This is a genomic window from Micromonospora sp. NPDC047644 (genome assembly GCF_040704315.1).
Taxonomy (GTDB): Bacteria; Actinomycetota; Actinomycetes; order Mycobacteriales; family Micromonosporaceae; genus Micromonospora.
This window is the reverse complement of record NZ_JBEYSY010000026.1, coordinates 16,667-35,513: the sequence shown is the minus strand read 5'-3', so window position 1 is coordinate 35,513 and position 18,847 is coordinate 16,667. Positions and strand designations below refer to the sequence as shown.

General features: G+C 71.6%; 22 protein-coding genes and 1 pseudogene. 10 read left to right on the top strand and 13 right to left on the bottom strand.

The genetic code is table 11. The annotated features are described in order from the left end of the window. Positions 1-42: 42 nt before the first annotated feature. The 8 genes from AB0877_RS30275 to AB0877_RS30240 all read right to left on the bottom strand — a co-directional run bounded on the left by AB0877_RS30275 (position 43) and on the right by AB0877_RS30240 (position 8,216). Entirely contained in the window at positions 43-834 is a 792-nt protein-coding gene (locus AB0877_RS30275) for a maleylpyruvate isomerase family mycothiol-dependent enzyme (protein ID WP_366613053.1), read from the bottom strand. 111 nt (positions 835-945) lie between these two features. Continuing rightward, positions 946-2,439, bottom strand: a complete 1,494-nt coding sequence (locus tag AB0877_RS30270) for an MFS transporter (protein ID WP_366613051.1) — start codon at positions 2,437-2,439, stop codon at positions 946-948. Between the two features lie 33 nt (positions 2,440-2,472). Then, complete coding sequence (locus AB0877_RS30265; RefSeq protein WP_357204021.1) at positions 2,473-3,102, bottom strand: TetR/AcrR family transcriptional regulator; 630 nt, start codon at positions 3,100-3,102, stop codon at positions 2,473-2,475. A gap of 149 nt (positions 3,103-3,251) precedes the next feature. Continuing rightward, a complete protein-coding gene (locus AB0877_RS30260) occupies positions 3,252-4,598 on the bottom strand; it encodes a glycosyltransferase (protein ID WP_366613049.1) in 1,347 nt (448 codons plus the stop codon). Next, positions 4,595-4,777 (bottom strand): hypothetical protein, encoded by a 183-nt coding sequence (locus AB0877_RS30255; RefSeq protein WP_366613047.1) that lies wholly within the window; start codon positions 4,775-4,777, stop codon positions 4,595-4,597. The genes AB0877_RS30260 and AB0877_RS30255 overlap by 4 nt, the downstream gene beginning before the upstream one ends. Positions 4,778-5,158: 381 nt before the next feature. After that, a complete protein-coding gene (locus AB0877_RS30250; RefSeq protein ID WP_366613045.1) occupies positions 5,159-6,058 on the bottom strand; it encodes a Gmad2 immunoglobulin-like domain-containing protein in 900 nt (299 codons plus the stop codon). After that, positions 6,055-7,524 carry a HAMP domain-containing sensor histidine kinase gene (locus tag AB0877_RS30245; protein ID WP_366613043.1) on the bottom strand — a complete coding sequence of 490 codons (1,470 nt, stop codon included), beginning with the start codon at positions 7,522-7,524 and terminating at the stop codon, positions 6,055-6,057. The genes AB0877_RS30250 and AB0877_RS30245 overlap by 4 nt, the downstream gene beginning before the upstream one ends. 11 nt (positions 7,525-7,535) lie before the next feature. Beyond that, the gene (locus AB0877_RS30240; RefSeq protein WP_366613041.1) at positions 7,536-8,216 is read right to left on the bottom strand and encodes a response regulator transcription factor; all 681 of its coding nucleotides are present in this window, start codon (positions 8,214-8,216) and stop codon (positions 7,536-7,538) included. A 154-nt stretch (positions 8,217-8,370) separates the two neighbouring features. Here AB0877_RS30240 and AB0877_RS30235 point away from each other — a divergent pair, with 154 nt between their 5' ends. From AB0877_RS30235 to AB0877_RS30215, 5 genes are all read left to right on the top strand, one after another. After that, positions 8,371-8,703 (top strand): L-rhamnose mutarotase, encoded by a 333-nt coding sequence (locus tag AB0877_RS30235; protein ID WP_366613039.1) that lies wholly within the window; start codon positions 8,371-8,373, stop codon positions 8,701-8,703. Positions 8,704-8,918: 215 nt separating this feature from the next. After that, positions 8,919-9,332 (top strand): DUF6069 family protein, encoded by a 414-nt coding sequence (locus tag AB0877_RS30230; RefSeq protein WP_366613037.1) that lies wholly within the window; start codon positions 8,919-8,921, stop codon positions 9,330-9,332. Positions 9,333-9,371: 39 nt separating this feature from the next. After that, entirely contained in the window at positions 9,372-9,725 is a 354-nt protein-coding gene (locus tag AB0877_RS30225) for a YciI family protein (protein ID WP_366613035.1), read from the top strand. 20 nt (positions 9,726-9,745) lie between these two features. Further along, a complete protein-coding gene (locus tag AB0877_RS30220) occupies positions 9,746-10,942 on the top strand; it encodes an RNA polymerase sigma factor (protein ID WP_366613033.1) in 1,197 nt (398 codons plus the stop codon). Continuing rightward, positions 10,942-11,520 (top strand): dihydrofolate reductase family protein, encoded by a 579-nt coding sequence (locus tag AB0877_RS30215; protein WP_366613031.1) that lies wholly within the window; start codon positions 10,942-10,944, stop codon positions 11,518-11,520. Before AB0877_RS30220 ends, AB0877_RS30215 begins: the two co-directional genes overlap by 1 nt. A 64-nt stretch (positions 11,521-11,584) precedes the next feature. On the opposite strand, the gene AB0877_RS30210 is transcribed toward AB0877_RS30215, so the two are convergent. After that, a complete protein-coding gene (locus tag AB0877_RS30210; RefSeq protein WP_366613029.1) occupies positions 11,585-12,148 on the bottom strand; it encodes a hypothetical protein in 564 nt (187 codons plus the stop codon). Between the two features lie 281 nt (positions 12,149-12,429). Here AB0877_RS30210 and AB0877_RS30205 point away from each other — a divergent pair. Both AB0877_RS30205 and AB0877_RS30200 read left to right on the top strand, forming a co-directional pair. Then, positions 12,430-12,903 (top strand): annotated as a pseudogene (locus tag AB0877_RS30205) (snapalysin family zinc-dependent metalloprotease); the annotation flags it as partial. A gap of 18 nt (positions 12,904-12,921) precedes the next feature. Continuing rightward, positions 12,922-13,611, top strand: coding sequence for a trypsin-like serine protease (locus AB0877_RS30200; RefSeq protein WP_366613085.1), 690 nt, complete (start codon positions 12,922-12,924; stop codon positions 13,609-13,611). Positions 13,612-13,670: 59 nt separating this feature from the next. Here the strand turns inward: AB0877_RS30200 and AB0877_RS30195 are convergent, their stop codons facing one another. Genes AB0877_RS30195 through AB0877_RS30185 form a run of 3 tightly spaced genes read right to left on the bottom strand, consistent with a single transcriptional unit; the run spans position 13,671 to position 15,786 of the window. Continuing rightward, complete coding sequence (locus AB0877_RS30195; RefSeq protein WP_366613027.1) at positions 13,671-14,324, bottom strand: hypothetical protein; 654 nt, start codon at positions 14,322-14,324, stop codon at positions 13,671-13,673. Then, positions 14,321-14,725 (bottom strand): YbaB/EbfC family nucleoid-associated protein, encoded by a 405-nt coding sequence (locus AB0877_RS30190; protein ID WP_366613025.1) that lies wholly within the window; start codon positions 14,723-14,725, stop codon positions 14,321-14,323. The genes AB0877_RS30195 and AB0877_RS30190 overlap by 4 nt, the downstream gene beginning before the upstream one ends. A 20-nt stretch (positions 14,726-14,745) precedes the next feature. Further along, positions 14,746-15,786: a hypothetical protein gene (locus AB0877_RS30185; RefSeq protein WP_366613023.1), complete on the bottom strand. Its 1,041-nt coding sequence runs from the start codon at positions 15,784-15,786 to the stop codon at positions 14,746-14,748. A 167-nt stretch (positions 15,787-15,953) separates the two neighbouring features. Here AB0877_RS30185 and AB0877_RS30180 point away from each other — a divergent pair, with 167 nt between their 5' ends. Beyond that, positions 15,954-16,601 carry a hypothetical protein gene (locus tag AB0877_RS30180; protein ID WP_366613021.1) on the top strand — a complete coding sequence of 216 codons (648 nt, stop codon included), beginning with the start codon at positions 15,954-15,956 and terminating at the stop codon, positions 16,599-16,601. Between the two features lie 13 nt (positions 16,602-16,614). On the opposite strand, the gene AB0877_RS30175 is transcribed toward AB0877_RS30180, so the two are convergent. After that, positions 16,615-17,445 carry a DUF3152 domain-containing protein gene (locus tag AB0877_RS30175; protein ID WP_366613019.1) on the bottom strand — a complete coding sequence of 277 codons (831 nt, stop codon included), beginning with the start codon at positions 17,443-17,445 and terminating at the stop codon, positions 16,615-16,617. Positions 17,446-17,583: 138 nt separating this feature from the next. On the opposite strand from AB0877_RS30175, the gene AB0877_RS30170 reads away from it, so the two are divergent. Both AB0877_RS30170 and AB0877_RS30165 read left to right on the top strand, forming a co-directional pair. Further along, complete coding sequence (locus AB0877_RS30170) at positions 17,584-18,084, top strand: SigE family RNA polymerase sigma factor (RefSeq protein ID WP_366613017.1); 501 nt, start codon at positions 17,584-17,586, stop codon at positions 18,082-18,084. Further along, positions 18,081-18,842, top strand: a complete 762-nt coding sequence (locus AB0877_RS30165; RefSeq protein ID WP_366613015.1) for a hypothetical protein — start codon at positions 18,081-18,083, stop codon at positions 18,840-18,842. The genes AB0877_RS30170 and AB0877_RS30165 overlap by 4 nt, the downstream gene beginning before the upstream one ends. Positions 18,843-18,847: the final 5 nt, after the last annotated feature.

Genomic DNA, 18,847 nt, shown 5'->3' with positions numbered 1-18,847 from the left:
CATGCCGTGCGGGCCGGGGAGACCGGCCCGCACGGCCGCTGGTCAGAAGCCGACGAAGACGCGGCGCAGGTCGTCGAGGGTCACCGGGCCGGTCACCTGCACCCCGTCGGGGGTGTGCTGCGGGCCCAGCCGTCCGGTGGCCAGCCGCAGCCACGCCTCGGCCGGGGCCACCAGCTCCCCGTCGGGGCGCTCCGGCGCGTCGACGATCTCGACCTTCTCGCCCAACCGCAGCCCGAACGTCCGCTCGGGCGCGTGCAGCCGGACCAGCACCGTGGCCTCCCGGCCGGCCAGCTCCTGGGGCCGGCTGGTCCAGGCCAGCATGCCGCCGATCTGGTCGAGCAACAGCGCCACCGCCCCCGGCGTCACCGCCGCGAACGGGTTGAACGCCACCTCGGCGTCCCACTGGTGCAGGGCGAACTCGCTGAGCCGGAAGCGGGCCGCCGTGGCCACGTCGACCGGCTCCGGCAGGAAGCCGAGGTCGATCCGCATCGAGGCCCGGGTCTCGGCGTCCAGCGCCTCGTACGCCTCGACCAGTCGTTCGTTGGTGGCGAGGAACCCGGCGGCGTGCTCGGCCGGGGACATCGCGTCCCAGCGCGCCCAGACGCCACGGTTGAAGTCCCCGTCCGGGCCGGGTGCGCCGGAACGGGCGGCGTCCAGCGTCGCCAGGTTGATCTCGGCGCCGCTGCCCAGGTGGCTCAGCACCTGGGAGACCTGCCACTCGCTTGCCCCCGACGGCCGCAGCAGGTCGTCCTCCTTGAGGTCGCGTACGAGCGCGGCGAGCTCCTCGTGGCCCGCGCGCAGAGCGGTGATGATCTGGTCAGCAGGGGTCGACATGGATCTCCTCAAACGGATTTTCGACGATGGTCCGGACGCTACCGGACGTGGCCGCCGGCCGGCCCGCCCCGGTCTCGGGCGCGTTCCGGCCGGCGGCCACGTCGGTCAGGCTCAACCCATGTGCACGGTGTTGCCGGTCGGGATGTCCTCCTTGCGGACCTTCACCAGGACCAGGGTGGCCAGCCCGGCGAGCACGATCAGCGCCGCGCCCCAGGCGAAGGCCACCCGGTAGCCGTGCACCAGCGCCTCGACCTGGTTGACCGGGTTCGGTGCCCGGCCGACCAGATAGGCGGCGACCGCGCTGGTGTAGAAGGTGTTCAGCAGCGCGGTGCCGAGCGAGCCACCGATCTGCTGGGTGGCGTTGAGCGTCGCGCTGGCCGCGCCGGCGTCGTGCTCCGGCACCCCGACCAGGGCGAGGCTGGACAGCGGGACGAAGGTGAAGCCCAGCCCCAGGCCCAGGACGACCTGCGCGGGCAGCAGGTGGGTGAGGAACGAGGTGTCCACGTCGATCTGGGTCAGCACCAGCATGCCCAGGGCGGCGAGCACCGAACCGGCGACCATCAGCGGCTTGGCACCCAACCGGGGCATCAGCTGACTGGCGCCACCCGCGGCGATCAGCACACCGGCGGTGACCGGCAGAGATGCCAGACCGGCTTCGAGGGGCTTGTACTGCAACACCACCTGGAAGTAGAAGGTCAGGAAGAGGAACGCCCCGAACAGGCCGGCGCCGATCAGCGTGGAGGTGAGGAACGCCCCACCCCGGTTGCGGTCCAGCAGGATCCGCAGGGGCAGCAGTGGGTGGCTGGAGCGCAGCTCGATCACCACGAAGGCGGCGAGCAGCACCACGCCCGCGGCGATGAAGGCGAGCGTCGCGGTGGCGTCCCAGCCGTCCTCGGCCGCCTTGGTGAAGCCGTAGACCAGGGAGACCAGGCCGGCGGTCACCACGATCGCACCGGGTACGTCGTAGCGGGTGTTGCCGTGGGCCCGGCTCTCCGGCACCAGTGGCAGCGCGAACGCGATGGCGATGGCGGCGACCGGGATGTTGACCAGCAGGCACCAGCGCCAGTCGGCGTACTCGGTGAGCACACCGCCGAGGAGCAGGCCGACCGCCGACCCGCCGCCGGCGATCGCGCCGTACACCGCGAAGGCCTTGGCCCGCTCGGTGGCCTCGGTGAACAGGACGGTGAGCAGCGCCAGCGCGGCCGGGGCGAGCAGCGCGCCGAAGGCGCCCTGCAACGCGCGGGCGGCGAAGAGCATCTCACCGGTGGTGGCCAGTCCGCCCAGGGCGGAGGCGAGCGCGAAACCGGTCATGCCGACGATGAAGGTGCGCTTGCGCCCCCAGTAGTCCGCGATGCGACCGCCGAGCAGCAGCAGACCACCGAAGGCCAGCGTGTAGGCGGTGATCACCCACTGCCGGTTCGCGTCGGTGATCCCCAGGTCGGCCTGGGCCTGCGGCAGCGCGATGTTCACGATCGTGGCGTCCAGGACGACCATCAGCTGTGAGACCGCGATGACCGCCAGCGCGATCCAGCGCCGCGGGTGCGGTGCGCCTGTCGACGGCCCGGCGTTGGGCGCGCCGGGCGCGGTCGAGGTGGTTCCGGGCATGGTGAAGCCTTCCGTGTTGCGAATATCGGTGAATCAGGCCGGCGACGGACGGTCGTGCTGATAGCGGAGCACCGGGATCAGCACCTGGTCGACGACCTGGGTGAGGAACGCGTCATCGGCGGGTAGGCCGTGCGCGACGATGCGGGACATGGTGAGCGCGGGCGCAAGATCGTGGAACAGCTCCCGCTCGCCGGCCTCCGGCGGGATCTCCCCGCGCGACGCGGCCCGGACCAGGATGGCGGTGGTCGCCACCCGCCCGGCCGGCAGCACCTGGTGACGCACCAGGCGTTCCAGCTCCGGGTTGGTCCGCATGGCGAAGGTCAACGCCTGCATGAGATCGCAGTCGGCCGTGCAGATCGCGGCCGTGGCCCGCAGCAACTCGATCAGGTCGCCGCGAAGGGAACCGGTGTCGGGCGGGTTGTGCACACCCACCTGCCGGTCGCGCAGGGCGGCGACGACCAGCTCGGCCTTGCCGTCCCAGCGTCGGTAGATGGTGGCCTTGCTGACGTGGGCGCGGGCGGCGACGGCGTCGATGGTCATCCGGTCGAAGCCGACCTCGCGCAGGGTGTCGATGACGACGGTGAACAGGTCGCTGTCGGTGCAGCGCGGAGCCCGGGCTGCCGGCACCCCGGCCCCCGCGCCCACCTGCTGACCACCCAGCATCCCGACCCCCCGCGAAACGATGTCGTACTGACCATAGTTCGCGGTTGACTGGTCGTGCAGGTTTTCGTGACTTGCCTCGCACTCGGGCGACGAAACGGTGACGTTTCACCTGGAGTTCACCCGGGTGTCAGGATCGGCCCGGGGCGTGGTCAGGAACCCAGCGCCACTTCCACCTTCTTGCGGGTGCCCCAGCCGGTGCGCCAGCAGGTGGCGACGCCGTACCAGCGGATCGCCCTCAGCACGACCAGAGCGAACACCACGGCGACGGGCGTGAGGAGCCAGGTGCCCCACTGGTAGGCCGTCGACTGGTCCGACCGCCGCACCGTCATGTAGCGGAGCGCCTGCCCGTACCCCACGATCAAGGGCACGGCCACCAGCCACGGAATCGCGCGCGGGTTGGGGTCGATGATCGGCGACAGGACCGCCACCGCCACGAACAGCACCGTCGCGACCACCGTGGCCGCCCAGCGCAGCAGGTGCAGCCACCACGCGATCGACCGCAACGACAGGTACCGGACGCGCCACCAGGTCCTGATGAAGCTGCCGCGCATCCAGCGCAAAAACATCCGGCAGAAGTGCCCGGCGTTCTCCGGCATGAGGGAGAACGCGAAAGCGGACGGTTGCTGCACGGTGCGCCCCCGGACCATCGCGAAAAGGGTGAGCAGGGAGTCGTCGGAGAAGGGCACCCGCTGGCCGAAGAACGTCTCGGTCAGATACGCCCCGAGGTTGTCGCGAACCACCTCCGCGCGGTAGGCGGCGATCGGACCCGAGTTCACCCACACACACCCGAACACCGACAGCGACGACCGGTCGGTGAGCTGCCCGGTCACCAGCCACAGGTCGGTGAACCGGGTGAGGAAGCTGCTGCGCACGTTCGCAGCCATCACCACCCCCGCGACGGACTGCACCGCCGGGTCGGCGAAGGGCTTCAGCAACTCCCCGAGGGCGTTCGGGTCCGAGATGGTGTCCGAGTCCACCGTCCAGTAGACGTCGGCTGCCGGAGTCGAGCGCACCGCGGCGGCCTGGGCGTGCCGCTTCCCGGCATTGGGTTGGATGTGCCAGGCGGCGATGATCCCGTGGACGGGGGCGACGTCGAGAAACCACCGCTTGATCGGCTGGTAGCCCTCGGTCAGCTTCGACCCGTCGTCCACCACGTAGATGGTGTTCGGTTTGCGCGTCTGGAAGATCATGGATTCGAGGCAGGCCCGCAGCGCGCCCGGGTCCTCGTTGTACGCCGGCACGACAGCCACCACGTGCAGAGCGTCGAGCTGCCCCTGCATCCGGTCGGTGACCACTGCGGGTTTCTCCAGATAGGAGGTGCCGAGCTGCCAGATCAGCAGCAGGAACATGGCGGCGTACGCGAAGGTGAAGCGGTGGCCGCCTCCGTCGATGGCGCCGATCACGGCGAGGACGTGATGGGCGGTCCACGCCGCCGCGGCGGCCAGGACGACCGCCGCGGCGAACAGGACACGACCCCTGGTGACGCTCGCGGTCACTGCCCGACCGACTGCTGCCGACGGAACGTCATTCGGATCATGATGAAGCCGACGAGGACGGCGGCCGCTCCGGTGAGGGCGATCGTCAGCGGCAGGGGGAGGGCGTAGCTGCCGATACCGGCCGCGCCGCCGATCGTGACAACGCCCATACCGGTACGGGGAAGGCTGCCACCGGACATGATGTATCTCCGCTCTGTGGGGGATGGTGGGGGCTGTCGCGGCGACCGATGCGACTCCGATGTGGCCCGGCCGCCGCAGCGCTGAACAGCGAATATGACTCTGCGCAATGACGCGCTCACGTTGGCAAACATGTCGGTGCAGGTCAATCTCGAAGTTCACGGGGTCCGCCGGCCGGTGCCGCCCGACGACCCGTCCCACTGCCGGCGTGTCGGCGACGTTCTCGCCGGCTCCACCGCGTGTGACCTGCTATTTCACCGGGTGACCGCGCCGAGTCGGAAAAATGCCGACGAGGCACCGCTCTGTCGGGTAGACGTCAGGCCCGCACCCCGCCGTCGACAAATGGATGACGCACCGGGTTAACACCCTCTCGGGCAGGGCGGTCAGTCGCGGGGTGCCAGGACCACCGGCACAGCCGTCGTGTGGACCCGCTCGCCGTTCTCGGCCGACACCTCGTACACCTCGACGGTGCCCTTCTGCTCGCGGACCGTGCGCCAGCCGACCACGACGCGGTAACCGCCCCGGCAGCCGCTGCCGCAACTGGCGGTGCCGAAACCGGTGGCCACCTCCCGCCCGGCGGCGTCCAGCACCCGGACGCTCACCGTCGCCTCGAAAACGGTGGCGGTACCCGTCACGACGAGCGGTGCGGAGACACGGTCGCCGGGGATCGGGCCGGTGACCACGATCGGTGGCAGCAGGTCGGCGTAGTCCGCCCGGTCGACCGGGGCCGCGCCGCCGAGGCGGACCTGCCGCACGCTGGGGAACTGGGTGAGCGTCCACACCACCTGCGCCTCGCGCAGCCGCCGGGTGGCCGGGTCGCTGACGGACGGTACCCGCAGCGCCGCCACGCCGTCGGCGATGCGGGTGACCTCGACCCCGGCCGGAAGCAGGGTGACCATCCCGGTGGCGGCCTCGGCCGGGCTCGGCCCGGCGGCCAGTTCCGTCAGCGCCAGCCGGGACGTCGCGACGGTGGCCGGCCGGGTGCGCCGGGTCGGCACCAGCAGCCCGGCGCGGACGTACCACAGTTCCACGGTCACCTGGTCCGGCCGGCGCGTGCCGGTGGACGCCGGCGTCGACGGACCAGGTGGCCGGCTCGTGGCCGGTGGTGTCGGTGCCGTGGCCCGGGTCGGCGTGGGTTCCGGTCGGTCGGTGGGTGCGACGCTCGGCGGCGGCGCGGTTGGCGCCAGCCCGAGCTCACCGGAGCGGGGGGTGCCGCAGCCGCCGAGCAGGAGCGCCGCGACCAACGCCGATGCGCCCAGCCCGACCGCGCCGCGCCCGGTCACCCCCCACCGCCCGGCCTGCCGGTGGTACCCCCGACCGGACCCGGGTCGGCGTCATCGTCCCGGTCCGGCAGCTCGCCGTGCCTGCCGGGGGGCCCGGCGACGGGCAGTTCCAGCCGGAACCGGGTGCCCTCGCCCGGTTCGCTGCGCACGCTCAGCGCGCCGCCGAGCACCTCGCTGTGCTCCCGGGCGATGGCCAGCCCGAGCCCGCTGCCCGGCACGGAGCGGGACGAGTCGACCTGATGGAACCGGTCGAACACGCGGGGCAGGTGCTCGGCCGGGATGCCCGCCCCCTCGTCGGTCACCTCGAAGACGACCAGTGGCCCGGCGTCCACCACACTGGCCGTGATCTCGCCACCGCCGTGCTCGACCGCGTTGGCGACAAAGTTGGCCAGCACACGCTCCAGCCGACGCCGGTCGGTGCGCGCCGCGACCGGAACACCGGTGACCCGCACCCGGGACGACCAGCCGCGCGCCGCCACGATGTCGTGCAGCAGCGCCAACGCGTCGACCGGCCCGACGGCCAGCTGCTCCCGCCCGGCGTCCAGCCGGGAGATCTCCATCAGATCCTCGACCAAGCGGCGCAGCCGGACCACGTCGCCGACCAGCAACCGGGCCGCCGGCCGGGCGTCGTCGGGCAGCTGGTCGAGGTGCTCGCGCAGCAGCGACGCCGCGGCCACCAACGCGGTCACCGGGGTACGCAGCTCGTGCGCGACGTCGGCGGTGAACCGCCGCTCGCGGGCCTGCGCGGCCGACAGCGCCGCGATCTTCGACTCCAGTGCCTCGGCCATCTCGTTGAAGGTCGCGGCCCAGACGCTGAACTCGTCGCGCCCGCGTACCGGCAGGCGGGTGGCGAGCAGCCCTTCGGTGAGTGCTCGAGCGGCCCGACTGGCCCGGCCCACCGGCTCCAACGTCCGGCGGGCCAACGCGTGACCCACGGCGGCGGCCAGCAACACCACCAGCACCCAGCCGGCCACCAGGGCGGTGCGTAGCTGACCCAGGTCGCTGGCGACGTCGTCCTCCACGGTCAGGACGTACAACTCGGCGGTCGAGCCGGGGATGCGTCCACCGACCACCAACAGCCGGGGACGCTCCGCCGGCGCGGAGCGCTGATAGCCGAGCCGCCCGTCCGCGACGACGGCCCGCAACCTGGTGCCCAGCACCGGGGCGTACGCGGGGTGCGAGGCGCGGGTCGGGCCGTCGACGAGCAGCACGTGTCGGCTGCTGGCCTCGAAGCTGGTGAGCAGTTCGGTGCTGCGCTGCTCGGTCAGCGGCAGGAACTGCCCAGCCAGAACGAGCTGGTAGCGGGCGTCGGCGGCGGCCTCGTGCAGCGACGCGTCCAACCAGGACTGCCGCAGCAGCAGCCCGGTCCCGCCGGCGAGCAGCCCGGCCGAGACGCCGGCGACCAGGACGAACGCGATCGTCAGCCGGCGCCGCAGGCGTCCGGGCAACACCTCGTGTCCGGCCATCGCCGCCCCCGTCACCCCGTCGACAGTTTGTAGCCGGCGCCGCGTACCGTCCGGATCAGCAGTGGCTGCGCCGGGTCGTCCTCGACCTTCGCGCGTAGCCGCTGCACCGCCACGTCGACCAGTCGGGAGTCGCCGAGGAAGTCGTGGTTCCAGACCAGGTCCAGCAGCAGCTCCCGGGTGAAGACCTGACCGGGCCGGCGGGCCAACTCCAGGAGGAGGCGGAACTCGGTGGCGGTGAGCGGCACCTCGCGGCCGTGCCGGCGGACCACGAAGCCGCCCGGGTCGATCTCCAGACCGCCGACCTCGATGACGGTCGACCGGGCGGGCAGGCTGACCCTGCGCAGCACCGAGCGAACCCGGGCCACCAGCTCGGGCAGGTCGAAGGGCTTGCGCAGATAGTCGTCCGCACCGCACTCCAGCCCGACCACCACGTCGATGGTGTCGGTGCGCGCGGTCAGCATCAGGATCGGCACCTGGCTGGTCCGCCGGATCTCCCGGCAGACCTCGAGACCGTCGAGGCCCGGCAGCATAATGTCGAGCACGATGAGGTCGACCGGGTGGGCGCGGAACGCGGCCAGAGCCTGCCGTCCGTCCACAGCGGTGTCGACCCGGAAACCGGCGCGGCGCAGACCGAGGGCGGTGACCTCCCGGATCGAGAAGTCGTCCTCGACGACCAGCACGCGGCCCTCCATCACCCGAGGGTAGACCCGGCGCCACAGTGCGTAGTCCTGGCGGAACGGCCGACATCGGCGGCCGGCTGGCCCCCTCCGAGTGCCGTCGAACCGCTACGGTCAGGTGCCTTCGGCACCCGGCACCCCTGGATCAGCTCACACGAAAGGGCACGACGTGAAACGTCATGGCTGCGTGATCCGACTCCGCCCCGAGCAGCGGGAGACCTACCTGAGGCTGCACGCCGCCGTCTGGCCGAGCGTGGAGAAGACGCTGCGCGAGGCGAACTTCCGCAACTACACCATCTTCCTGCACGACGATCTGCTCTTCGGCTACTACGAGTACGTGGGCGAGGACTACGAGGCCGACCTGCGGCTGATCGAGGCGGACCCGCAGACGCAGGAGTGGTGGAAGCTGACCGACCCGTGTCAGGAGTCGATCGCCGAGCCCGGCTCGGGGGACTGGTGGGCTCCGATGCGCGAGGTCTGGCACCTGGCCGACGAGGCATAGGTCGACGGCGTCGATCATGGAGTTGTGGTGCCCGTTTTGGGGACTGGCGGTCACCTTTGTCATCCACCACAACTCCACGATCGGCGGGGCGGCGAGGTCGCCTCGAAAAATCGCCGACAAGAATTCTGGGTGTCCTGTCGATTGGGATCGGTTCCGTTCGTAGCCCTGGTGAGAGCCCGGCATCGCAACGGGCCGCACACCCACTGGAGGGCACGATGACCGCCACTGCGAACACGACCCGCGCCACCACGCCGAACGTCGGCGCGCTGATCTGGACCGGCGTCGCCGCCACTGTCGCGGCAAGCGTCGCCACCATGGCCGTCGCCGCCGTCGGACACCTGGCCGGGATCAGCCTCGCGCTGGGCGGCGCTCCGATCCCCGTGACCGGGTTCGGTGTGCTGACCGCCGTCTTCTCGCTGATCGGCGTGCTGATCGCCGGTGTGCTGGCGCGTTTCGCCCGCCGCCCCCGGGTCACGTTCGTCCGCACGACCGTGGTGCTGACGGCCCTGTCCCTGGTGCCGGACGTGATCGCCGACGCCGGGATGGCCACCAAGGCGCTGCTGATGCTCACCCACCTGGTCGCGGCCGCGATCGTCATCCCCGCCCTCGCGCGCCGCCTGGCCGCCTGACCCGCACCCGTCGCATCATCGAGCTACCGGAGGATCGTCATGAAGCAGTACCTGCTGTCCGTGCACGTCGTCGAGGGCGCCCCGACGCCGTCCGACGAGGAGACGCAGACCATGTTCAGGGAGACCGGCCGGATCAACGACGACATGCAGGCCGCGGGCGCCTGGGTCTTCGGCGGTGGGCTCACCTCGCCGGAGAGCGCCACCGTCGTCCGGGTCGAGAATGGCACCACCGCCATGAGCGACGGACCGTTCGCCGAGACGAAGGAGCACATCGCCGGGTTCTGGGTCATCAGGTGCGCGGACCTGGACGCGGCGCTGGCCTGGGCGCAAAGGTGCGCGGCGGCCTGCGGCCCGGTCGAGGTGCGCCCCTTCGACGACCTGTCCCAGGCCTGACCGGCAACCGGCCTTCCGACATGGACCTGGCGAGCATCTACCGCGCGGAGTACGGCCGCTGCGTCGCCACCCTGGCTCGCCTCCTCGGTGACATCAACCTCGCCGAGGAGGCCGTCCAGGACGCCTTCACCACGGCGCTGCAGAAGTGGCAGACACCGCCGCCGAACCCCGGCGCCTGGATCGTGACCACCGCACGCAACCGTGCCGTCGACCGTCTTCGCCGGGAGTCGACCCGCGAGGCCCGCCACGCCCAGGCCCTGCTGCTGTATCACCAGGACGATCCCTCGGAGGTGGGACCGGTGCGGGACGACCAGCTGCGACTCATCTTCACCTGCTGTCACCCGGCGCTGGCCCCGCAGGCGCGGACGGCGCTCACCCTGCGCCTGCTGGGCGGCCTCGACGTACCGGAGATCGCCCGCGCCTACCTGGTTCAGGAGGCGACCGTCGCCCAGCGGATCGTGCGCGCCAAGAAGAAGATCCGCGACGCCGCCATCCCGTACCGGGTACCGGCCGAACATGAGCTGCCGGACCGGCTGCCGCCCGTCCTCATCGTGCTCTACCTGATGTTCAACGAGGGCTACGCCTCCACCGCCGGCCCGTTGATCAGAACGGACCTGTGCGCCGAGGCGATCCGGCTGGCCCGTGAACTCGCCGCGTTGATGCCCGACGAGCCCGAGGTCCTGGGCCTTCTCGCCCTGCTGCTGCTGACCGAGGCGCGCCGCCCGGCCCGGATCGGCCCGACCGGCGACCTGGTGCTACTGGCCGACCAGGACCGGTCACTGTGGGACCGGTCGCTCATCACCGAGGGCCATGACCTGGTCCGCCGATGCCTGCGCCGCAACCGGCCCGGCCCGTACCAGATCCAGGCCGCGATCAGCGCCGTGCACACCGACGGCGCCGCCACCGACTGGCCGCAGGTCCTGGCACTGTACGACCAACTCCTCACGCTCGCGCCCAACCCTGTCGTGGCCCTCAACCGTGCGGTCGCCGTCGCCGAGGTGCACGGGCCGGCGGCAGCCCTCGCCGCGCTGGAGGGCATCGACCTCCCCGGCTACCACCGGCTGCCCGCCACCCGAGCCGAACTGCTCGCCCGGCTCGGACACGACGACGAGGCCCGAGTCGCCTACGACCAGGCCGCGGCTCTGGCCACCAACGCGACCGAGCGGGCCTACCTGGAGACCCGTCGCAACGACCTCACCACTGAACGGAGAGCATGATGACAGCCACCTACACCGTCGATGTCTTTTCCAGCCTCGACGGCTTCGGCACCACCAGTGGGAACTGGGGCGGCTACTGGGGAAAACAGGGCCCTGAACTGCTCGCGCACCGCCTGTCCGTCTACAGCGTGGATCAGCGCATGGTCTTCGGGGCCAACACGTACCGGGTGTTCGCGCAGATGCTGGCCGCGAGCACCGAGGAGTCCGAGGTCCGCGACGCCTGGGTGACCCGGATGAGGAACCTCCCGGCGACAGTGGTGTCGAACTCGCTGGAGGGCCCCCTCGACTGGCCGGACGGTGCCATCGTGCGCGGTGACGCGGTCGACGTCGTCGCCCGGCTCAAGGAGGAGTCCGCCGTACCTCTGCGATCGCACGGCAGCCTGTCGATGAACCGGGCGCTGATGGCCGCCGGACTGGTCGATCTCGTCCAGGTGACGCTCTTCCCGGTGATCACCGGGCAGACCGGCACCGAGCCGATCTTTCAGGGAGCGGCCGACTTCGACCTGGAGTTGATCGAGAGCCGGACCCTCGACGGTCGCACCCAGGAACTCGTCTACCGGCCCACCCCGCACGTGTGAGTCGAGGCGTCGCCTGGCCATCCGCCGCGGCTGGCGAACGGCCAGGCGAGCCGACCGACTCCGATCACCACTGATGGGCGACGTCGAGCACCACCCGGCTGTGGGAGCCGGGACCGGCGAGCACGAGCACCCGGAACGGCAACCGCGCCCGTACGCCGACGGCGAAGGTGCTGTAGCCCTCGAAGCTGCCGCCGAAGACCACGTCGCGCAGCGTCTGGTAGCGCAGCGGATTCGCCACGTGCTCGCCGACCGCGTAGGGCACGGTGCCCAGGTGGTCGTCGTCGTACGCCGGGGCCCGCAGCGAGACCCGCAGCAGCGCCCCGCCGGCGGTGTACGGCGACAGTGCCAGCCCTTCGCCCTCGGTCCACGTCTCGCCGTAGCCGATCGCGTAGCCGTCGACCGGGCCGTTGAACTCGAAGACGACCCGGTCGTAGCAGTCGTGCCGGCCGGTGCGCACATCGATCAGCGGGGCGTCGCTCAGCGCGCCGGCCGCCTTCTCCGCGCTGCCCCAGGTGATCCCGCAGTAGGCCGCCGCGGTCGTGGTGCCCTCGGCGGCGCTGCTGCCCGCGCTGGCGACCAGCCCGGCGAGGACGACCGTCAACGCGGTCAGTGTGCTCCTGATCCTCATTGTGGTTTCTCCGTTCGGTACCGGGGTCACGTCGCGGCGGCGCTGCCGGTGACCCTCTGCCGCCACCGTCGTCCTGCCCCGGCACGGAAGCTTCGCTGCGCGGTAACCGCCGAGTAACAGCAGGTGGCCCGAACCGGGCGGGTGCGGCTGGCAGACATCGCCGTCGACGTCGCCGGTATGACGCTTCCGCTATGCCGAACATCGACCGCCGTCACACTAATATCGGCGTACATCGATGACCGGCGGCCGATGGGCGCCGGACGACCGCAGGGGAGTACCCGATGTTCCGAGGACAACTGAGACGCGCGGCGATGGCCATGCTGGTGGCGATCCTGGCGGCGGCCGGGATGCAGCTCGCCACCGGCACGCCGGCCGCCGCCGTGCGGACCGTCTACTACGACGCGAGCCGGACCGGCGAGTTCCGCACCAACTTCGACCAGGCGGCGCAGATCTGGAACAGCCGGGTCAGCAACGTCCGACTCCTCGCCGGCACCCCGGCCAGCATCACCATCTACGTCGACGACGGCTGGCCCCGCGCGCAGCCGACCGGCCTCGGCTCGGGTCGGATCTGGATGGGCCGCACGGCCGTCAACCAGGGCTACGACCGCACCCGGATCGCCACCCACGAGGTCGGCCACATCCTGGGCCTGCCGGACCGGCGTACCGGCCTCTGCACCGACCTGATGTCCGGCAGCAGCGCACCGGTCTCCTGCCGCAACGCGAACCCCAGCGCCGCCGAGGCGAGCCGGGTGAACTCACTGTTCGCCGGCACCCTGGCCGCACCGGCCAGCACGACGTACACCTGGAACGACGCCTCGGACATCACCCCACTGGTGGTCGGCGGCCGGCCGGCCACGGAGAGCTACCCCTTCATGGTGTACGTCTCCGGCTGCACCGGGACGCTGATCAAGGGCAACTGGGCGGTCACCGCCAAGCACTGTTCGACGCCGTCCTCGGTGCGGGTGGGCAGCGTCAACCGTTCCAGCGGCGGGACCGTGGTGCGGGTGACCCGGGCGGTCAACCACCCGAGCGTCGACGTCAAGCTGCTGCAACTGGCCAGCTCGGTCACGTACGCGCCGGCCCCGATCCCGAGCACCTCCGGCGCGGTCGGCACCGCCACCCGGATCATCGGCTGGGGTCAGACCTGCGCCCCGCGCGGCTGCGGTTCGGCCCCGACCGTGGCCAACGAGCTCGACACGTCCATCGTGGCCGACAGCCGGTGCTCTGGCATCAACGGCCCGTACGAGATCTGCACCAACAACACCAACGGCAACTCCGGCGCCTGCTACGGCGATTCCGGTGGCCCGCAGGTGCGCCGGGTCAACGGAGTGTGGAACCTGATCGGCGCCACGAGCCGGGCCGGCAACAACAACTCCACCTGCGCCACCGGCCCGTCCATCTACGTCGACCTGCCGTCCATCCGGTCCTGGATCAACACCCAGGTCGGCGGTCTACCCGTCTGACCATCTCGGACGCTGCGGGCGGAGGGCGCGACGGGCGACCTCCGCCCTCGGCGCGTGCTCTAGGGGACCGGGCCACCCGCGGCGGCGAGTGCCTTCAGGAATTCCCGGAGGCGGCGCGCGCGGCGAAACCGCCCCTCGAAGAGACCGATCTGCCACGCGGCGGGGCTGTCGACGCTGCTGCGCCAGTGCTCGGCGAGCTTCTGCGTGTCAGCGTTCGCTGTCAGCGCCTCCGCTGCCGCGGGTGGCAGGTCGAGGACGAGGAGCGGGCCTCCGGGGCTGTCGTGCTCCACGCGAACGCCGCTGAGCGCACGGGCCGGCAGTCGCAGGTCCCACCAGGCCGGGTCATCCGGGTCGGCGTCGGCCAGCTCATCGGCCCACACGCCGCGCAGTCGGCCGCGGACCTCCCCGTCGGCGACCGACAGCATCGGGAGCCCGGCGCCGCCGCCATACCAGGTGACGGCGCCGACATTCGCCATCAGCAACAGCAGGGGGGCGGCCACCACCACTGCCGGTGCGGCGACGAACGGCAGCCACGGCACCTGAGGGGCCAGCGGCGCGGTAACAAAGGGAGCCAGGAGCGCGGCGACGGCCACACCGAAGACCCCGCCGACGGTCACCGGGCGCATCTGATAGCCGGCGTTGATCGGTCGCAGCGTGCCGAGCACCCGCAGCAGGCGTCGACGCATGCGCAGCTCTGGCGCCCCGGCGCTCATGGTTGGCCGAGACCGGCGCGCAGCTGCTCGAGTTTGTCCCGCTGCGCGTCGACGAGCCGCTGATACTGGGCGACCTGTTCCTGAGCCTGGTGAACTGCGTCGGCGCCGTACATGTCGGCGCTCTGAGTGACCTGCGAGACCGCGTCCGCCAGGCTGGCGCTGGCCGCTTCGGCGGCCCGGCCAGCGGCGGCAAGAATCGCCTCTCGCAGCTCGTAGGTCTGCATCCGTCGGGTGCCCGCCGCCAGGTCGATGTCGACGAGGCGACCACTCGCGTCGCACGTCGCGCGCACCAGCTCCGCATCGTCGGTGCCCTCGCCGGTGAGATTCTGCATGGCGGCGGCGAACCGGGTCGCCTGCTCGGCCATGCCCTCGATGCGGCGTTGCACGTCTGGGTCGATCACGAAGACTCCTTGTGGCGGGGTCAGGCGAAGTTCTCGCCGACGCGGAACTCGGTCAGGTCCGGTGTGCCCGCCGCACCGTCGTCCGGCAGCGCCATCAGCTTCAGGAAATCCTTGGCAAGCCCGTTGATGAGTGCCAGGACCAGGCTGCCCAGCGCAGTAGCGCCGGCGATCATGGTGGTGATGGAGCCGGCCATAGCGGTGCCGGCCACCTGGATGATCGGCTCCAGCGCGGGGGCGGCAAAGGGCGCGAGTTGGGCGGTGCGCATGGCGATCAGCCAGACCAGGAACGGCCCCGCCATCGCGCCCAGGGCGAGCCAGAGACCGGTGAGAGCGATGTCCAGGGAGTGCAGGGTCTCCCCGAGGGTGCGGATGTATGCGCCAAGCTCGTCGAGATGGGCCTTGAGCTTGGTCGACATGATGACGAAGCTGTCCTTGCCCTGGCCCTTCCAGGTCGCGGTCGCCGCCGAGCAGATCTTGTCGAAGTTTGTGTTGAGCGCCTTCTGCAGATTGTCGCCGTGACGAATCAGATCGGCACCGGCCTGGGCGATACCGATGGGATTGGCCACGAACAGGGCCGCTCCGGCCACACCGACGATGAACGTCGGGCACAGCGCGGCGCAGGCCGACAGGCCGCCCATGATCGCGCCGATCTCCGCCAGCGTGATCGAGGCGCCAGCGGCGACGACCAGCGGAACCGGGGCGAGATCGGCGGTACCGGTCTTACCGTAGGCATCGCCGAAGCTGCTCACCGGCACCGGCGTGCCACCGAACCCGCCCACGTGCAGGTTCTCCGCGCGCTCGTACTGATCCGCGACGACACCGAGTTTCTCGCCGATCTGCCGGCACACGTCCGCGGCACCGCGCACGTCCTTCACGAGGAAGTCGACGCGCTGGATGTAGAGCGCCTCCACCGGCGACAAGGCGAGCCCGAAGCCGGGCGCATCGATGGCGGAGTTGCGGGCGAACTCGTCCGCCTCGTTCGCGTAGTCGTCCGCGATCGTGGTGCCAAGGGTTCGCGCACGTTCGCGAACGTCAACCGGGTCCACCGCGAAATCGACCATGCCGCCCCCTCGCCGCCCGCCGCGTTCCTGGCATCGTAGGCGAGGAGGGGCGCAGCCGGCTGTCCCTGGACGTGACACGGCGTTCGTCGCCCCGGTGCGCGGTGTCACCCACGTGATCCCACCATGCGGTACGGTGCGTGGCATATCGGCACATCGGAGGTGGCGACATGCCTACCGTGGTCGTCCTCGCGCTGACCCTCGCCCTCGCGCCCGCGCCGTCCCCGTCGACCACCTCGAACCCGCTCGGTGACATCGTCGGCGGCGTCGGCCAGATCGTCGACGACCTGCTCGGCGGTGACACAACGAGTGCCGCTCCGACGCCGAGCGCCACCCCCACCGTGGCGGCCACGCCGAGCCGGTCACCGGTCACCGCTCGGCCCAGCCCGGTGGATTCCATCGTGATCCCCGGGTCAGCCGGGTCGGCGAGCGGCGTCCCCGCACCCGCCGCCCCGGGTCGCCCCGCCGAAGGCGAGGGCACCGGCTCCCGCGAGGAGACCGTGCCCTGGCGCGACGGCGACACCCTCGCACCGACCCCGCCGCCGGCCCTGGCCAGCCCGACCCGGAATGCCTGGCCACCCGTGCCGTACCTGCTGGTGGTGGCGGTCCTCGTGGTGCTGGCACTGCTGCTCCTGCGCCGCCGGGCACCGGCCCCCGTCGCCGCGCCCGACCCCGGGCCGGTACCGAACTCCGGTCCGGCACCGGACCCCGACCCGGTGCCGGACAACGTCAGTCGACTGCCGACCAGCCTCAACGCCATCTACGAGATGGGTCGGCAGGACGAACGACTCGAGCAGGAGCGCCGCCGCCCTACCTGAGCGCACGCCGTCCTCATGATGCCGAGTAGGCGCCCTCACGCCGGGGGATCGCGTCGTCGTACGCCCCGACCGGCCCGCGGTAGCGGGCCTTGCCCTTCGGGTACGGCCATGCGTTCGCGGTGCAGCCGTGCAGGCCCAGCGTCTGCTGCTGCATCACCGGCGCCGGCCGGCCCCGCCCGGGGCACCGTTCGTGGCCGTGCCCGAGTTTGTGCCCCACCTCGTGGTTGACCATGTACTGCCGGTAGGTCTCCAGCGTCGCGCCGTAACCCGGTACCCCCTTGACCCAGCGCGCCACGTTGAGCACCACCCGGCCACCGTTGCGGCAGGAGGTGTAGGCGTCCGGCACGTCCTGGCAGAGGGTGTCGCGGGTGCCGGGGGTCGCCAGGTAGATGGTGAAGTCGGTCGGTTCGCCGGCACCGACCCGGCGCAACCGCCACGCCCCACCCGCCGTCCACCCGCGTGGGTCGTTCAACGTCGCGGTGATCGCCGTGGCGACGTCCTTGGCCGGCAGGCCCCGGATGTCGCGCTCCACGGCGACCCGGTAGCGCAGCAACTGGCCCGCCGTCGCGCGTCCGGGGGTCGTCTCGCCGGGCGCGACCGACCAGCGGTTACCGCCGGTGGCGGGGTAGCTGACTCCGATGACGGGCGCGGAACTGGGTCGGACCTCGGCGGCCACGGTCGCCCGGCCGGTAGGCGTCGCCGGTCCACCGGGCAGCGGCGCGGCGGTGACCGGGTCGGTGACGGGTTGCCCGGCGGCGGGCAGGCCGCACCCGGTGAGCAGCGCCACCAGCAGCAGTGACGCCATCGGGGCGGGGCCCCAGCGGCGGGTAACCTTCGTCGACATGTCTCTCCCCTCGCGCGTCGCTCGGCGGCGGCGCGGAGGAGAAGACGGGTGACGGTGGCGAAAAGTTGATGTGACCCAGGGCTCAACCTTTTGCCGACCTCGCCCGTCTCTAGCTCTGTGGCACGGGGAGGGTTCGCGGTGGCGCGGGGTGACGCCGATTTCGTCGAGTTCGCGCGGGCGGCGTCCGCGCGACTGGTGCACGCCGCGTTCCTGATGACCGGTGACCACCACCAGGCCGAGGACGCCGCGCAGACCGCGTTGGTGCGCACGTACGCGTCGTGGTCGCGCATCCACGACGACGACGCCTACGGGTACGCCCGCCGCACGCTGGTCAACCATCTGGTCGACGGGTGGCGACGGCCGATGCGGGAGTACCCCACCGACGAGGTGCCGGAGCAACGCAGTGGTGACGTGGCCGACGACGTGGCCACCCGACGCTGGTTGATCACCATCCTCGGCGCGCTCAGCCCCCGGGAGCGGGCCATCGTCGTCCTGCGCTACTACTTCGACCTGCCCGAGGCGCAGGTGGCCCGGGAACTCTCCGTTTCCGTCGGCACGGTCAAGAGCACCAGCTCGCGGGCCTTGGAGAAGTTGCGCGCCGCCGAGCCTCGCACGGCCGACGAGAGGGCGCGTCGATGAGCGAGTTGGAACGTCTCCGCGACGCCATGCGGGTGACCGAGCGCCCGGATGCCGTGCTCGATCTGGTCACCGTGATGCGCGAGGGACGTCGGCTGCGTACCCGTCGACGCGTCGCCGGAGCCGGGGCGGCGACGCTGGCGACCGGCTTCGCCGCCATGGTCGTCGTCGTGGCTGCCGGCGCGTCCGGGCCGGGCGATCCGGCGCCGACCGAGCGCCCGCAGCCGGTCGCCGTCGCTCCACCGTCGGTCGGTGTCTCGCCGTGGGCGGAGAAGTCGCCGCCGGGTTCGACGCCGCCGCCGACGATGGGCCGCGACGTACCGCAGCCGAAGCCGATGGGCCAGATCGTGGACACCAAGGTGCGGCACGGCCAGGACCGGCGGGTCTACTACTTCGTGGCGGTGTCGGTGCCCGGCGAACCCAAGGTGTCCATCGGTCTGGCCGCCGGTCGCCAGGCTCCGGACGGCTCACTGACCACGGACATCCTGGTCAACGACGTGTACGGCAGCGACCGCAGCGCCGGGTTCCACCAGATCGGCTACGACGACGGCGCTGCCGCGCCGGTGCCCACCTTCGGCTACTTCGTCGGCCCCGCCAAGCGGATCATCGGTACGGTCGACGATCGGCAGGTCGACGCCCGGGTAGCGCCGTGGAGTGCCGACAAGCAGGTGCTGATCTTCTGGTTCGACCCGGCGCAGCTCAGCCCGGGGGAGCGGCTGGACGGCATCGTCGCCCACGACGCCAACGGCCGCCGACTCTGACGGGC